We start from the raw sequence: 13,963 nt of genomic DNA, 5'->3' as shown, positions 1-13,963 counted from the left end.
ATTAAATTATATTTATTCTATTTAATTTATTTTGTGGAGGAAATATCTTGGACGATACAGTTAAACTCACTTCAATTAATGTTGTTTTAGGTATAATTGCTGGTGTATTATCTGGTATTTTTACTATTGGTATGCTTGGAATCAAAAATGATATGATTGGATTATTAATTGCAATTATTTTTGTTTATGCATCATTAAAAATAGCAGATATGATTTCAACTGAAGACCTTGACAGATCTCAAAAAATATGGGATTGTGTTTTGCCTTTCTTCTTTACTTGGGTAATTGTATGGATTTTATTAGCCAATTATTTGTAGATTTCCATAAAATATCCATATAAATACTATAATTAATGCAGTAATTAATAAAACTGGAGCTATTATTTTACTAACAGCAACAATTGAGCTTATTGTTGAAATAAGTTCTGTTGAATTTTTTGGACCGAATGTGTTAAGGTTTTTGATTTTTTTAGTTCCAGTTCCAACTTCAACATCTTCCAAATCATCAATAGCTATTTTTATACATTTTATTATATATTCAATGATTTCAGGCCTTTTTTCTATTCCAACAGGATTATATCCTCTTGATAATGTATTGACGCTGTGTGTGTCAGTGGTCATCACTTCAATTTCATCAATATCCAAATCTTTTGTAGCATCCATTATTTCCTGTCTGAATCCAATTTCCATGTTGTTGGAATCAAAGAGCACATATGCAGTTCTCTGACCTGATACTTCAATAATCATTACTTTGATACCGCTTTCTCCGATACCTTCATGTTTATCGAGAGTTTCCATCACGTCATGGCAGCAGCCTACTTTAATTGAATCAAACTCTTCATTTTCACTTTCAATTTTATCAATGACATCTATCAAATCAAATACTTCTGGATTTCCAGGCAATACTTCACCACTTTCCGGAGTGAATGAATTGTGACAATCCACAATCACGGAATCTTTCACGCCGCATTTGCTGATACTTTGAGTCATCATTGTAAGGCCTACACCAAATTCGATGTCGTCACTGCCGTTCGGTGCAAAAGTGGACAGAATTACCATTCCCTTGTTAAAGAATTGCACTCCTATATTGGCTGCATTCATGGAATATCTTTTAAATTTACTTGCTTTTTTGCTGAATTCTATTTCAGACAATCCATTTTTCACAGCATCTTCTATTTTATCTATTTCTGAAACGGAAATCGGATTAAAATCGTGTGTGGATGGACCGTGAGCAACCATTGTGAAATAATCAAATTTATTTGCAAGGATTGTTGGCATATTGGACCCCCCAATATTTCCTAAAGGTCCAGGATGGACAGATGGTGAGATAAACAGTGATTTAATGCCATTAGCACCTTTAAAACATATGAAAGTAACTACAGTATCGATTGATTCTCCCATGTTTTCAAAGGTGGATTCCAATAAATTGGAACCTTCATTCATGTGCATGATAAACAAACTCAATAAGTCGAGCATTCCAATACCTAAATTCTTCTTTAAAGGTGAAGCAGCTATTGAAATAAATGCATAAATTGCTAAAATAAATATAAGGCAAGCTATCACTGTTTTTATGATGACATTGATTATAATAGGAGTTGAAAATACTGACGGGTCACTCCATAAAAACAACATTAGCACTAACATTGTTAATACAAATATTGGTTGGATTAATCCGATAATTGCGGATTTTGAAAAACCAATTTGTGTTGTACTCCACAATACAAGTGTATTTATACCATAAATAACTACACAAGCGAAAAGCAGTGAATTAACAAATAAGTATTCATGGGATATTCTTGCAAGTATTGCCCCACCAATCAAGATTAAAGATATTAAAAACATTGAAAGCAGTGATAAAAACATTGAATGCTTTATTTTTAGATTAATGCCATGAAGAACCTTAACTCCGTACTGGTTAAGGCTGCCGCTCAATATGGAACTGACTCCCAATACCATAAAGCTGCAAAGTCCCTCAATAATAGGATTGTAGGTTAAACTGTCCTGCGGATTAATAAAATAGTGAACTACTCCAGTTAAAAAACTTAAAATACAAATTGCAATTATAGACCTTCTGGTTATAGGGAGTGTTTTTATATATTTTGATAATCCCGCAACACTGCTCATACTTGACATGTAATTTTATCCTACACTTTTTTAATTCTGTCCGACACTTTTCGTATCAAATGCTCATATAAAAGTTGGTCATAACAAATATATTAAATTTGTCAAAATGGGACAATGACCCGGTTGAGCAAAGGACATTTTATGTAAAATTTGGTCATGAAAGTATATTAAATTAACATTAATTTTTTTTATTTATTTGGTTCTGTCTTATCTGAAAATTAATTATTTTTTCTGGTGATTTTCCGTATCATTAAATTTATTACTTATTTTATATAAAAAATATAATAAATAATATAATAAAAAAATATGAAATGGACTCTTTCAAAAACTTTGTTGATTTTCAAAATCGGTTTTTCGATTTTGATTCCAAATTAAATCTCTGAGATATATTCGTTTTAAAACGCCTCGTTTAGTCTTAAATGTTCGTTTTCTGGATTTTGGCATTGTTTTTTGAAAGGCATTTTCAATTTTGTTACTTGTTTTTTCAATTTTCTTATCTTTTAAGTGATGAATGAAGCTTTTATATCTTGGAAAGATTGATTTTCTAATTATTTTATAAATAACTGGATGAAAATCATTTTTACTATTAATTAATAAGTGTACTTCCTTTTTGAATTCATCATAATCATTTAAATCGAATAAATCTTTGATCATTTTCAGTTGTTTGTGACATTCTTGATATTCTTCGTCAGAAATATGATTTCTGTCTTTAAAAGTTTTTAATTGTTTATTTAAACTTTTTTTAGTATGAAAAATACATAATTGATGTTTAAAACCCAATTTAGGAATAATTGAGGAATATTTTTTATCTAAATCTGTTGTGATTGCAATTTTATTTTTATTTGCGGTTGATTCTCTTAAAAACTTTTCAACAGTGTTTTCATCTTCAGTATCGTAAATTGCATCGGCTACGATGCAATTTGAAATAGAATCGAGTAATGTATGGCGATATTTCCATTCTCCATTGATTTTTATCCATTCTACATCAAAGACATAATAATCCGAGCATCTGCCTAAATCAAATTCTAAAATGTTTTCATTAACAAAAAGCCAATTTTCAATTGTTTGATGTGAAACACTTATTCCAAAGAATTTTTTAAATGATTTACAAACATTTTTTAAACTTCCCAAATAATCTGAAATCAAATGTTCTGATTCACTTTTCAATTCATTTGTAAAATTACTGTTTTTATCAACAAGGCTCGACAAATCAGTTTGAAAGGTTTTACCACAACGTTTACAAATATAACGCTGAACTTTAACCATAGTTTTACCTATTTCTTTAAATACTAACGTTCTTTTTGTAAAACCATATTTTACCACATGACGAGTTCCACAATGAGGACATCTGGCTAAACTCATTTTAAAATAAGGAACATCCTTTTTAAAACTCAAATCAAAAGATTTAATAGCCTTTTGACAAGATTTAAAAATTTTCACAAAACGAGGGTCTGAAAGGATTAATCCATCATTAAAATCGCAAAATATATATTGATTAACATCTAAAATACTATTTGGAGTAAATGTTTTTTGATTGGGCATGATAAAAACTTTACTCCAACTATTTATTAAATTTAACTATTTTTAAACAGAATTAAAAATGCACAACTAATTCTCATCAAAAAATTTCAAATCAACAAAGTTTTTGAAAGAGTCGTATTATGTTACCAGAAAAAACCAACATCAGCGCAAGAGTTGAAATTACACTCAAAAAAATAGTAGAAGAATCTAGTTTTACACACAAGGATGCATACGAACTTGGAGCTATGCTAATAGCTATCGGCGATGCTGAAGATACAATAACTCTAATACACAACAATCCCAATTATCAAAAGGTCATGAAACAAACTGAGTACAGACTAATCGAAACTAGAAAACAAGAGCTTGAAAAAGAATTGAAAGATTTATAGGAGGATACAATGAATCGAGTAAATTCAGACATACACTATTTTCTAGAACAGCACGAACAGGAAATAATAAACTGCTGCAAGAAGGCAATGTGCAACAAGGAAATCATAGAATTGTTAAAAACAAAATATGGTCGTGAAGTTTCACTTACAACATTTAAAGAATTCAAGGCAGGATTGAAAATAACCAAAGGAGATTTCCTGGAAACACTTTTAGATGAAATCCAAGTAATGAAAACTCAAGGAGCAACAGATGAAAGCGTCAGAAGATGGCTGGATGAGGAACACAAATTTGAAGTAAGTAGAGCAACATTTTCAAGATTCAAAAAGAAATATAATCTAACAGACAATGACAAAGACCCAAGAGCCAGACAAAAAGAGGCATTGACAAACAGGGCAATCACACAAAAACAGATAACCGACAATAACGTTCACGAGGACAATATAGATTTGGCTATTGATTCCATTCTCCAGCAGCAGGTCACAGATATTAAAACAGGTTTGGAAAATTTAGATAAGATAACAAAAAATGCAGTTGGCCTTGAAATTGATTTTGAAAAACTGGATCAGGAAGTAAGATACAATGCCAATGAAAAAAGTCTGGCCAGATATTTAATCGACATTACCGAACTGAAAATCAGATATCTGGAATTGTCCGTTAAAGCATTTGAAGCCAAAAATAGATTATTCAAAGATGAAATGGACAGACTATTCAAAAACCGTGTGTTAGAGTTAGAGGACAAGAAAATTGAAATATCACAAAAGGATATCATGAATGAAATAGAAATCCTTGCAAAACAAATAGACGATAACAATGTACAATGAAAAAGATGAATTCTATCTCAGTGCTAAAGATAAAGCTATTTTACAGAAGTGCGTATATGAGAATCCATATATACCATTCTCTCCATTTCCAAAGCAGGCTGAAATGATTTTAGCCACTGAAAAGGAAGTTCTGATTGGTGGTGCAGCTGGAGGAAGTAAATCAACAAGTTTACTCATGAGGGCATTGTTCTATGTTCAGGATGATGCCAATGAATACCACGCCCTCATCTTGAGACGTACATTATCTGACTTGAAGCGTAAAGGAGCTTTAATTCACAAGGCAAGTCAGTGGTTAAATCGAAAGGAAATTCAAAATAATCAAAGCATCAAACCAAAGTGGGATGGAACCGAACACTCATGGACATTTCCCAATGGAAATTCACTGACTTTTGGATATTTGAGAAACATCAATGACCTTGACACATATCATGGTTCGGAATATCAGTTCATAGGCATTGATGAGCTGACACAATTGGAGAGATTCAAATATATCTACATGAGGTCAAGGGTTCGTAAGACAAAGGACAATAAGCTTCCAACACAATTAATGGCATCAAGTAATCCAGGTAAACGTGGAAACAAATGGGTACGTGAAAGATTCATAGAAAAAATAGATACTGACATTCAGGACAAATCTCAAATAAGATTCATCAGTTCCAGCTATTTGGATAACATTTATCTAGACCGTAATGATTATGAAGAATACCTGATGGGTCTTGACAGAGTAACAAGGGAACAGTTAATGAACGGTAACTGGTATGCCAGTGTTAAAGGTCAGCTGTTTGATGAATCAGACTTCCACATAATCTCACATGATGAATACATGAAAATACCAATCGTTAGAGTCATAAGATATTGGGATCTTGCAGCTACAGAAGTATTGAATGATGACAAATTAAGAGGCAGTGACCCGGATTATACTGCAGGTGTTTTATTAGCTAAGGATCTAAACGGCAATATCTACATCCTCGATTCATATGAATTCCAGTTGGAATCAAGAAACCTGATTAATGAGATATTAAATACTGCAGCACGTGACAAGTCCGATGTGCAATATATTGAACTCGACGGGAGCACAGGCAGGAACTTCGGGTTATTGATTATCGATGAGCTGAACCGAAGGGGATTCGCTACAGGTACGGGTAACTCAAGAGAAAACAAAATCGATAGGACAAGAAGGGTCTCAGCAGACATTCAAAAGAACGGAATATTCCTTGTTGGAAAGGATAGAACAGGGTTCACAAAAAAATGGGCTATGGAATTTCTGGAAAAAATAACTGCATATCCAAATGAAGCTATTCACGATGATTGTGTAGTTGCATTCACAGGAGCCTACGAAAAAATAGTTTCTGAAGTTCAAACTCAAAGGGTTGATGTGGATAAGTGGTATTCCACTTGATAATTTTTATAAATAAAACATATCGATACATTTAAATATATCGAAATAATATTATAGTATATGACTATTAAAAATACTGATGAAAGCTGTGAGGTATGCTGTTCAGTCGAAAATTTAACCAAGACATTACCTTCAGATGAAACCCTTGAAGATAATGCAGCAGTGTTAAAATCATTGGCAGATCCAACAAGACTTAAGATAATCTATCTCTTGAAAAACGGTGAATTATGCGTCTGTCAAATACTTGAAGCTATTGACAAATCCCAGTCAACAATATCCCATCATCTCAACATGATGAAAAAGGAGGGCGTGCTGTCAGCTCGAAAACAGGGAAAATGGATCTACTACAAACTTGCCAATGAAAACATCATTGACAGTCTTGAAGAAATATTTGAAAAATAGTGGTGATAACAATGGATGAAAAGATAGCTTTGGCTTCATGCAACGGAATGAGTGCCAACGGACTGGTGTCACGCGTTGCAGTAGGCGACTGTAAAAAGGAAAACCCTAACATAATATCAATCTGCATGGGATCAACCTCAGCAGACACTGAAGGACAAAACGATGAGATGCTTAGGAAATTTCCGATTATAGCAATCAACGGATGCGACAATGGATGCGTGAACAAGATTTTAAACAACAGAGGAATCAAAGTTTTTAAAACAATCGGTGTTGGTGATGTCCTGAATGAACACAAAGCCTTTGCCACAGACCCGTTTAGACTTGACAGCGAAGGGGAAAGATGTGTCGAAATAATTAAAGATAAAATCAATGAAGAAATAAATGGGTGAATAAAATGGATTATTTTAATAATGAAATTTGGAAAAAATGGGCAAACAAAAACTATGATGAATTCAAGTCACTGAAAGACGGTGCCAGAATGGCAATGCTGTTGCCCAATACTGACAACCTCATAGTCCTCACTAAAGGCGAAGAAATAACTGTGAAAATAGATGATCGGAACAATTTCGATTTTCCATTTGCCCAAATTGCATTCAAATTCGGTGAAAATACTGTTGAGGATGTATTAAGAGATTCAACATTCTCCACATTCAAGAATCTCACACTTGATGATGAAATAGGTATTTTATCATTTGTCGATGAGGCCACACTGAACAGGTTCGATTACAGATACTTCCTTAAAAAGTTCGGCTTTGAGATAGGTTCCGGATGCAGCTGCGGGTGTTGCTGATGGCTGACAACTGGAACTTCGATGGCTTGATACAGGATGTTCTGGTCAAATCCAATTCCAGTTCCTGCTGCGACGGCGTATCATTTCCTGACACTTCAAGAATAGAAAACCCCATAAATCCCATAGATTCTGTTACAAAAGAATTTCTCAAGGATTTTGAAATATACTTAAAGCAATTGGGTGTTGTGGAAATAGCTTATGTTGATGGCATCAAGGAATATTTCATGCACGGTCTTGATTTTGATTTTAACTCAGCTGTCGTATTTTCATATGAAATCAGCCAATGCATACATGATGTCGGTGCAGGAGCCAAAGCCCAGGAGTACAACAATGACCTCTACAGAGACTTTGGAAATATGACATATAAGATTTCAGATTATCTGAGGCTTCGTGGATTTGAAACAAGTGTTGCACATCCCCGTGAAGAGACAATAGACTTTTCACATCTTGCCCAAAAGGCGGGAATGGGTGCAATCGGAAAAAGCGGTCTGCTGATAAGTCCTGAAATCGGACCCAACCAGAAAATAGCTGCAATACTGGTAAACATAAAAAACCTTCCCAAAGCTGAAAGCGATTCTTATGACTGGATTCCGGACTACTGTAACTACTGTAACTCATGCGTTAGAGCATGTCCTCATGACGCTTTAATCCTTGATAAAAAAACAAAAACAGTAAGTTTCACAGAAGAGCTATGTATCGGTTGCAGCGAAGGATGCACTGAATGCATCAAGGCATGTCCCTTTTATAAAAAAGGGTATGAGGCTGTTTTTGAAAAATACAAAAGGATTAAAATGAAATCTGAAAAATAGCTATTTGTCTCTCAAGAATTTTCTTCTGCCTTGCCATATTAACTGGCGCTGTCTTTTTCTTAATTCTTTATAATCCCAATACATTTGTGATGTGACATGTCCATGCAGCCTTCTAAACTCGTCAATCCGGACAATGGCAGCCTGTACAATAGCTGATTCACCTTCATGCCAGCAGTACCATGGATGATGGCAGGCAACATCACACTGCGAAGCCAAACCGGTCTTGCAGTTATTGCAGTAATCCACAAACCACAATTCTTCCTCCCTTTCTCGCTTTTCCTTTTTGGCTTTGATTATTTGTTGTTTTATAGATGTCATACCAATCGGTTTTATAAAAACCATAAAAACCATGAAAACTCTTGTAAACTTTTTTGATGGTTTTTTTAAAATCTTCTTAAAATCCTTTAAATCAAAAAATAAGAATTTAGTGAATGTTTCTCGGAAATGATTTTTTAAAAAACCAATTTTTTCCAGGATAAGCGGGGCCACTTTTAAACATTGCCCCACATATTTCCCAAACCTCAGTTTTTTTGTAAAAACCACACCACCAAAACCAATGCATAATCCTTTAATTAACCTGAAAACAATTGTAAGCTATTTTTTAAAAAAACTTTTACAAAAGTTTTTATAAGTTTACATGGTTTTTTTAGTTTTTTGGTTTTCATGGTTTTTTGGTTTTTATGGTTTTTTGCCAATCCATATCGGCTTTCTTATATCTGAATCAAAGTTCATTATACTTAACCCCTCAATAAATTTATCTTCCTTCATAATGTCTACAACCCATTGGCCTATCTCATAGCAGATATCAGCATATACTGAATCGTCCATGTGCTTCAAGTCATAGCTGATTGATTCCACTTCACTTTTTGCAAGGTCATATATGTTTGATCTTCCTGACTGGTCGGTTACCTGCAGGAATCCCTTGTCTGCCAGTTCGTACATGTATTTCCTGGATGATGCCTTGCTCAATCCAAGGTTTTGAAGTGTGAAGTAATCGTTGGTTGTAATTCCCATGTTCAGCACTTCTCTGTCCTTGGACAGTTTCCAGTCTTCGATATTGTTTCTGATATCGTTTAGAACTTCAACAGCTTTTGGTGCAAGGTTGGCTGATATGCTTTCCTTGTACGGTCTTAAAAGACTCATAAATAGCTGCACGTCAGCGATATTTGTGAGCACTACCTTTTTGCCGTCAACATCATAGACTTCATGGTTATAGTAGTTCAGGGCAGTTATTGTTTTGAGTAACCCATTGAACTTGTCAAAATCCCTTTTGTAAAAAGAGGAGTTTTTCAAAAAGTCTATGACAAAATGAACATAGGGATTTATCACTACAGTATTTTCAAATATCTCCTTTAGGTGCAATAGCATGTATGGTATGAGTTCTGCTTCCTTTTCGTATTGCTTTAAGATTTTGTAGCTTTTGCCGTGCTTGAATTCAAGTGCGCTTTTTCTTCTGTTGAAGATTTTCTGGTTGTCCATTCTTGGTGTGATGAAAATGCTTCTGCTCATTTCCTGATCATCAAAATAATGATTAGGTACGGTAGTATATGTCAGGCATGGCTTGCCTTCAAGCTCCAGGTCTTTTACATCCCATCCGCCTTCGCCGTCCGGAATGTTTAAAGGCTTGTTTAGAAAACCGTCTGACTGGAGTTCCTTCATGAGGTTTTTAGACTCCTCCATGAATTCATGGTCATTGCTTCCGCCCATATCCCCGTAGTTGACAATCATTCCGTCATAGAAATATCTGTCCTTTTTGGCACGGTTGAAGAGTGCCGCTTCGGTAATCTTTTTTTCGTTGACAACAAACCTTTTGGGAATCAGTCTTAAAGCTGTTTCCTGTATATGGGATTTGCCGCTGCTTGCCTCACCAAGACATATGACTGAAACAGGATTTTTGAGTATAACTTGACCTGCATATACGGTAAATGCATACATTATGTTGTTGCGCTCACCTGCAGTAAACCATTCAACAAGACTGCCAATATAAATTAAAGGACAGCTTAGAGATTGAAGTTTTCTGATAGCTTCCTTCAATTTATTGGAATCCTTTTCCTGCTCTGCCTGTTTCTTGTCAGCTATTTCCTGCTCAATAACAGATAGCTCATTTTCATAGTTGAGCTGGAGTAATTGTTTTAGTTCGCCAAACTGGTTGTTGACCTGTCTTGGTTTGAGGTCTCCTTTAGGATTTACAATCTGTTTGAACTGTCTTGCGACATTACTTTGGGAAGATAATGTAGCGGGAGATTTATTCAAGTATTCTCCAATCTTATTACCATACCTGTTTTTAAATACATATGTGACCTTATCAACATTATCCCTGTTGATAATAAGTGTTATTGTATCTTTTGTCGGTAATTCAGCTACATTACTCATTCATACACCTGCTTATTTTACCTGAACGTCACGTACAAGGAAACTGAAATAGATGTAGGTTCCGGACTTTTCTTTGACCTGTATTGTCATTTCACCTAAGTTGTTTACGAATTCACGGTATTCAGCGAGGTTGACGTTTCTTAGGATGTTTGATCTACCTACTGAACCAGCATTTTCCAATTCTAAGATGGAAGTTATGAAGTCAAAGAGTACGCTTCCTTTTCTGATGTTTTTGTGAAGGTCTCCGTCGTTTTTGAGGTTGACGTTTATTTCAACGTATATTTTTTCATCGTCTTTGAAGATGAATAATTTGAAACGGTTTACGGTTTTTTCCTCACCGTCATCATCAAAAGTGTATGATGTCACTGAAGACATTTCTGGTCTTCCGGTGATGAGTGTTCCATCTTCAAAGTCTCTTAGTTCTGCTTTTTCATATCCTTCTGGGATTTCAACAATTTCTTCAAAGTCCAATTCTGTACCTGTGAATATTGTTTGTCTTGAATTGTTCATTTTATCTGCTCCTTAAAAAAATATTTAAGAGGAGTTATCCTCTTTTAGAAATTTTGATTTGTTTTCAACAACTGTTCTTTCAGCTGACATTTCCTCTGCAGACACTTCTCCTGCTCCAATGAGTTCAGCTATTGCACGGTTGGTTGCACGGGTCTTTGCAGTGGACATTATAGTGTGGTCTGAAACTTTGTCCTTTCCTTTTTCAGAACGGGAGCATAGTGCATCTGATTCAACGCTTCTGCCGTTAGGTAGTGTTGCTCTCACGCAGTAGTATGCTTCACGTACTCTGCCCATTTTTGTCCTTTCAAGGTCACGGTCAACTATTTCAGTATCGACATTGAATGCTCTTGAAAGCTTCTGCCATGCTGATTTTTTCTTGAAGTGTCTTTTCACTTTAACGTAGTTTCCGTCTTCATCTTTTTCTTTAACAATTATTTCCTGATAGTCTGTGTCATTCAACAATCCTTTGCATAGTTTTTGATAAGCGTCCCATTGTTCAATAGCTACATCAACGTCCGGGAAATTATCAACTTTAACTATTTCAGTTTCGTTTGAAACCTGTGGTTCTTCTATTAATTCTGCTTTTACCATTGTTATCACCTTTATAATACTCCGTAGCTGGCGGTTGCGATTCCAATCCAGCCGATAGTTACGGCAAATGCCATGCTTCCGATGAAAATCATTTTTGGATTTGGATCCATCGGTTCTTCTTTTGGATATAATCTTGCCGGTTTAGGCATACTGACCAAACCTCCTTGTGCAAATTTCAATAATTAAATTCAGGTTAATTATTGTAGTTTTTCCTCCTTTTTTGCGGATAACAACTGTTTTATTGTCAGGGAAATTCAATTCATCTGATTTAATTACCGCACAATACGGATCTTCATTTTCAGATACTAGTGCAATGAAATATCCTTCTTCAAGGTTCTGTTGCATTTCAAGAATTGCATTTTCCATATCACTCACTCCTGTTTTTCCTGAATCCTACAATGTAGGCTTCTCCTCTTATGAATTTGACAAAACCTATATCTCCAGCTGCTGCATATTGGATTAATGACAATAGCTTGGAGTGTATTAGTGTTTGGTATGCTTTTTTGCCGCCATCCACCAATACGATACCGTCATCGTCAATGTAGATGATTTCCTGTTCCATATCTCCTTTGGCAATTTTGACCTCGCCGCTGTGGGTGAGGATGCCGTGGTAGTTGTCTTCAAACTGGTTCATCTCATTTCACTCCAGTTGTAGTTTTCATTAATCACAACCATTATGTGTTCCCAGATGTCCTTGGGGACCATGACATATGGTTTTCCGTTAACGTTTTTCTCCATCATTTCTAGACCTCTCCTGTGCTGTGTTAATCCAGTTTCATTATCTTTATTCTGTATGACTCGAAGAATTCCCTTTCGTTGCGGATGTTTTCTGTTTCCTGAATCTCTGCAATTGTCTCTTCAAGTGCCCTGAAGTTATTGAAAATAATTATTTCTCTCATCCGGGTTTTTATTGCTTCACACATTTTGTGCATCTCCTTTTGCCTTATGTGGCGTATGATCAACAGTCAAAAACACAATATGGGTCGGAAGTATTTGAAAATAAAAATAGCATGTTTGTAACATTAATTTTTCCGATATTTACCGAATATTTAGAATAGAATAAGTTTTTTGATTAAAATGTATAAATCTTTATATATTCCTTAAAATATACTAGATATTGGGTTAAGTTTTGGAAAAGTATTAATTTTTAACAAAGTTTGTCGGCTCTGTTTAATTATTTTTATTTTTCTTACTTGCCCACTTGTGTTATACTTCTTTTTTTATGATCTTTTGTTTATCACTGCTTTTTTGATATTTTTACCTCCATATATTGAGTTTCATGCATCACCAAGAAAAAGTTGTACGAGTGGGAAAAATTGTTCCCACTTCGTAAAATTGACCTCACTCGGTAATGGCTGTTTTTAAGGTATATCATTTTATGTATTTAAACATTGCTATTGGGGTTTCGATAGTCGTTTGTTCAGGATTTTTGAAAATTATTGTGTCCTTAAGCATTGTATTTTTGGAAAATTTAGTAAACAATTCAACATCAAAATATGCTGAAAAACCTAGAATGTATAATATGAAAATTTGTGATTTGGCATAATTTCGGGGTCATGAAAATATTCATTAGGTTGAACTTAAGGGATGTTATTATTCAGATAAAAAATAGCTATTGAATCTGCTGGGACGGATTTGACATTAACAGTAACGTTTCCTGAACTGGAATTGGATTTTATGCTGAAGTATATATGAATCAGTTTGTAAAAGAAGTTTTGAATAGCCAAACCCAATCGTTAATGTCACTATTAATTTTGCAAACCATTAACTATAAATCTTAAAAATGCTAAATTTCTTAAAGAGATAATTTGGAGGTATTGAAAATGGGTGAACTTTCTAAACTTCCCAACATTGGCAAAGTGGTTGAAGAACAATTGAATGAAGTTGGAATAAACACTGTTGATGAGCTGATTGATATTGGCAGTAAAGAAGCATGGCTGAAAATTAAAGAAGTAGATGACAGTGCATGCATAAATAGATTGATGGCACTGGAAGGAGCTATACAGAATATTCGATGGCATGACTTATCCACAGATGATAAAAATAATTTAAAAAATTTTTATAATGACTTTAATAAGGACTAACGTTAGATGTTATGTTTCCATTAACATTTTATGGATTTTTCCATTATTTTGAATATAATTATGGTGATGGTTAATGTGTTTTTTCATTGTTTTTGATTTTTAAAATATTCTTCAATTTCTTCAGGTGCTGCACCTAACTGTCCGAAGAGT

General features: G+C 34.4%; 21 protein-coding genes. 10 read left to right on the top strand and 11 right to left on the bottom strand.

Annotation, left to right across the window (positions count from 1 at the left end; genetic code table 11):
* Positions 1-47: 47 nt before the first annotated feature.
* Positions 48-317 (top strand): hypothetical protein, encoded by a 270-nt coding sequence (locus ACKI44_RS04590; RefSeq protein ID WP_407421994.1) that lies wholly within the window; start codon positions 48-50, stop codon positions 315-317.
* Here the strand turns inward: ACKI44_RS04590 and ACKI44_RS04585 are convergent.
* Positions 300-2,132 (bottom strand): DUF2070 family protein, encoded by a 1,833-nt coding sequence (locus tag ACKI44_RS04585; protein WP_407421992.1) that lies wholly within the window; start codon positions 2,130-2,132, stop codon positions 300-302. The two genes, ACKI44_RS04590 and ACKI44_RS04585, sit on opposite strands and share 18 nt — an antisense overlap.
* A gap of 312 nt (positions 2,133-2,444) precedes the next feature.
* Positions 2,445-3,665: a hypothetical protein gene (locus tag ACKI44_RS04580; protein ID WP_407421990.1), complete on the bottom strand. Its 1,221-nt coding sequence runs from the start codon at positions 3,663-3,665 to the stop codon at positions 2,445-2,447.
* 119 nt (positions 3,666-3,784) lie between these two features.
* Here ACKI44_RS04580 and ACKI44_RS04575 point away from each other — a divergent pair, with 119 nt between their 5' ends.
* From ACKI44_RS04575 to ACKI44_RS04545, 7 genes are read left to right on the top strand one after another with little or no spacing between them, the layout of a single operon-like run.
* Positions 3,785-4,033 carry a hypothetical protein gene (locus ACKI44_RS04575; protein ID WP_405309050.1) on the top strand — a complete coding sequence of 83 codons (249 nt, stop codon included), beginning with the start codon at positions 3,785-3,787 and terminating at the stop codon, positions 4,031-4,033.
* A gap of 9 nt (positions 4,034-4,042) precedes the next feature.
* On the top strand, positions 4,043-4,855 hold the full coding sequence (locus ACKI44_RS04570) for a hypothetical protein (RefSeq protein WP_407421988.1): 813 nt from the start codon (positions 4,043-4,045) through the stop codon (positions 4,853-4,855).
* Positions 4,845-6,254 (top strand): phage terminase large subunit, encoded by a 1,410-nt coding sequence (locus ACKI44_RS04565; RefSeq protein ID WP_407421986.1) that lies wholly within the window; start codon positions 4,845-4,847, stop codon positions 6,252-6,254. The genes ACKI44_RS04570 and ACKI44_RS04565 overlap by 11 nt, the downstream gene beginning before the upstream one ends.
* Positions 6,255-6,314: 60 nt before the next feature.
* A complete protein-coding gene (locus ACKI44_RS04560; RefSeq protein ID WP_407421984.1) occupies positions 6,315-6,656 on the top strand; it encodes an ArsR/SmtB family transcription factor in 342 nt (113 codons plus the stop codon).
* A gap of 11 nt (positions 6,657-6,667) precedes the next feature.
* A complete protein-coding gene (locus ACKI44_RS04555; protein WP_407381825.1) occupies positions 6,668-7,045 on the top strand; it encodes a putative zinc-binding protein in 378 nt (125 codons plus the stop codon).
* Between the two features lie 5 nt (positions 7,046-7,050).
* The gene (locus ACKI44_RS04550; RefSeq protein ID WP_407381827.1) at positions 7,051-7,446 is read left to right on the top strand and encodes a hypothetical protein; all 396 of its coding nucleotides are present in this window, start codon (positions 7,051-7,053) and stop codon (positions 7,444-7,446) included.
* A complete protein-coding gene (locus ACKI44_RS04545; RefSeq protein WP_407381829.1) occupies positions 7,446-8,255 on the top strand; it encodes a 4Fe-4S binding protein in 810 nt (269 codons plus the stop codon). Before ACKI44_RS04550 ends, ACKI44_RS04545 begins: the two co-directional genes overlap by 1 nt.
* Here the strand turns inward: ACKI44_RS04545 and ACKI44_RS04540 are convergent, their stop codons facing one another.
* The 8 genes from ACKI44_RS04540 to ACKI44_RS04505 form a co-directional block, all read right to left on the bottom strand.
* Positions 8,256-8,573, bottom strand: coding sequence for a hypothetical protein (locus tag ACKI44_RS04540; RefSeq protein WP_407421982.1), 318 nt, complete (start codon positions 8,571-8,573; stop codon positions 8,256-8,258).
* A 360-nt stretch (positions 8,574-8,933) separates the two neighbouring features.
* The gene (locus ACKI44_RS04535; RefSeq protein WP_407421980.1) at positions 8,934-10,628 is read right to left on the bottom strand and encodes a hypothetical protein; all 1,695 of its coding nucleotides are present in this window, start codon (positions 10,626-10,628) and stop codon (positions 8,934-8,936) included.
* A gap of 12 nt (positions 10,629-10,640) precedes the next feature.
* The gene (locus ACKI44_RS04530; RefSeq protein WP_407421978.1) at positions 10,641-11,138 is read right to left on the bottom strand and encodes a hypothetical protein; all 498 of its coding nucleotides are present in this window, start codon (positions 11,136-11,138) and stop codon (positions 10,641-10,643) included.
* 24 nt (positions 11,139-11,162) lie between these two features.
* Complete coding sequence (locus tag ACKI44_RS04525) at positions 11,163-11,729, bottom strand: hypothetical protein (protein WP_407421976.1); 567 nt, start codon at positions 11,727-11,729, stop codon at positions 11,163-11,165.
* Between the two features lie 11 nt (positions 11,730-11,740).
* On the bottom strand, positions 11,741-11,878 hold the full coding sequence (locus tag ACKI44_RS04520) for a hypothetical protein (protein ID WP_407421974.1): 138 nt from the start codon (positions 11,876-11,878) through the stop codon (positions 11,741-11,743).
* Positions 11,871-12,104 (bottom strand): hypothetical protein, encoded by a 234-nt coding sequence (locus ACKI44_RS04515; protein ID WP_407421972.1) that lies wholly within the window; start codon positions 12,102-12,104, stop codon positions 11,871-11,873. Before ACKI44_RS04515 ends, ACKI44_RS04520 begins: the two co-directional genes overlap by 8 nt.
* Positions 12,097-12,291 (bottom strand): hypothetical protein, encoded by a 195-nt coding sequence (locus tag ACKI44_RS04510; RefSeq protein ID WP_407421970.1) that lies wholly within the window; start codon positions 12,289-12,291, stop codon positions 12,097-12,099. Before ACKI44_RS04510 ends, ACKI44_RS04515 begins: the two co-directional genes overlap by 8 nt.
* A 202-nt stretch (positions 12,292-12,493) precedes the next feature.
* Positions 12,494-12,652 (bottom strand): hypothetical protein, encoded by a 159-nt coding sequence (locus ACKI44_RS04505; protein WP_407421968.1) that lies wholly within the window; start codon positions 12,650-12,652, stop codon positions 12,494-12,496.
* A gap of 455 nt (positions 12,653-13,107) precedes the next feature.
* Between ACKI44_RS04505 and ACKI44_RS04500 the strand changes: the two genes are divergently transcribed.
* Positions 13,108-13,275 (top strand): hypothetical protein, encoded by a 168-nt coding sequence (locus ACKI44_RS04500; RefSeq protein ID WP_407421966.1) that lies wholly within the window; start codon positions 13,108-13,110, stop codon positions 13,273-13,275.
* 34 nt (positions 13,276-13,309) lie between these two features.
* Here the strand turns inward: ACKI44_RS04500 and ACKI44_RS04495 are convergent, their stop codons facing one another.
* Positions 13,310-13,456 (bottom strand): hypothetical protein, encoded by a 147-nt coding sequence (locus ACKI44_RS04495; RefSeq protein ID WP_407421964.1) that lies wholly within the window; start codon positions 13,454-13,456, stop codon positions 13,310-13,312.
* Positions 13,457-13,552: 96 nt separating this feature from the next.
* Between ACKI44_RS04495 and ACKI44_RS04490 the strand changes: the two genes are divergently transcribed.
* Positions 13,553-13,813, top strand: coding sequence for a TfoX/Sxy family protein (locus tag ACKI44_RS04490; protein ID WP_407421962.1), 261 nt, complete (start codon positions 13,553-13,555; stop codon positions 13,811-13,813).
* The last annotated feature ends 150 nt before the right edge of the window (positions 13,814-13,963 follow it).

The organism is Methanobrevibacter sp., assembly GCF_045646205.1.
In the GTDB taxonomy this organism is placed as follows: Archaea; Methanobacteriota; Methanobacteria; order Methanobacteriales; family Methanobacteriaceae; genus Methanocatella.
The sequence above is the reverse complement of the archived record's forward strand: the minus strand, read 5'-3'. Positions and strand labels throughout refer to the sequence as shown.

Bases quoted from the DNA above. Each gene is read 5' to 3' on its own strand.
- ACKI44_RS04585 (WP_407421992.1), bottom strand. From the start codon at position 2,132: ATGTCAAGTATGAGCAGTGTTGCGGGATTATCAAAATATATAAAAACA.
- ACKI44_RS04580 (WP_407421990.1), bottom strand. From the start codon at position 3,665: ATGCCCAATCAAAAAACATTTACTCCAAATAGTATTTTAGATGTTAAT.
- ACKI44_RS04575 (WP_405309050.1), top strand. From the start codon at position 3,785: ATGTTACCAGAAAAAACCAACATCAGCGCAAGAGTTGAAATTACACTC.
- ACKI44_RS04570 (WP_407421988.1), top strand. From the start codon at position 4,043: ATGAATCGAGTAAATTCAGACATACACTATTTTCTAGAACAGCACGAA.
- ACKI44_RS04565 (WP_407421986.1), top strand. From the start codon at position 4,845: ATGTACAATGAAAAAGATGAATTCTATCTCAGTGCTAAAGATAAAGCT.
- ACKI44_RS04560 (WP_407421984.1), top strand. From the start codon at position 6,315: ATGACTATTAAAAATACTGATGAAAGCTGTGAGGTATGCTGTTCAGTC.
- ACKI44_RS04555 (WP_407381825.1), top strand. From the start codon at position 6,668: ATGGATGAAAAGATAGCTTTGGCTTCATGCAACGGAATGAGTGCCAAC.
- ACKI44_RS04550 (WP_407381827.1), top strand. From the start codon at position 7,051: ATGGATTATTTTAATAATGAAATTTGGAAAAAATGGGCAAACAAAAAC.
- ACKI44_RS04545 (WP_407381829.1), top strand. From the start codon at position 7,446: ATGGCTGACAACTGGAACTTCGATGGCTTGATACAGGATGTTCTGGTC.
- ACKI44_RS04540 (WP_407421982.1), bottom strand. From the start codon at position 8,573: ATGACATCTATAAAACAACAAATAATCAAAGCCAAAAAGGAAAAGCGA.
- ACKI44_RS04535 (WP_407421980.1), bottom strand. From the start codon at position 10,628: ATGAGTAATGTAGCTGAATTACCGACAAAAGATACAATAACACTTATT.
- ACKI44_RS04530 (WP_407421978.1), bottom strand. From the start codon at position 11,138: ATGAACAATTCAAGACAAACAATATTCACAGGTACAGAATTGGACTTT.
- ACKI44_RS04525 (WP_407421976.1), bottom strand. From the start codon at position 11,729: ATGGTAAAAGCAGAATTAATAGAAGAACCACAGGTTTCAAACGAAACT.
- ACKI44_RS04520 (WP_407421974.1), bottom strand. From the start codon at position 11,878: ATGCCTAAACCGGCAAGATTATATCCAAAAGAAGAACCGATGGATCCA.
- ACKI44_RS04510 (WP_407421970.1), bottom strand. From the start codon at position 12,291: ATGGAACAGGAAATCATCTACATTGACGATGACGGTATCGTATTGGTG.
- ACKI44_RS04505 (WP_407421968.1), bottom strand. From the start codon at position 12,652: ATGTGTGAAGCAATAAAAACCCGGATGAGAGAAATAATTATTTTCAAT.
- ACKI44_RS04500 (WP_407421966.1), top strand. From the start codon at position 13,108: ATGTATTTAAACATTGCTATTGGGGTTTCGATAGTCGTTTGTTCAGGA.
- ACKI44_RS04490 (WP_407421962.1), top strand. From the start codon at position 13,553: ATGGGTGAACTTTCTAAACTTCCCAACATTGGCAAAGTGGTTGAAGAA.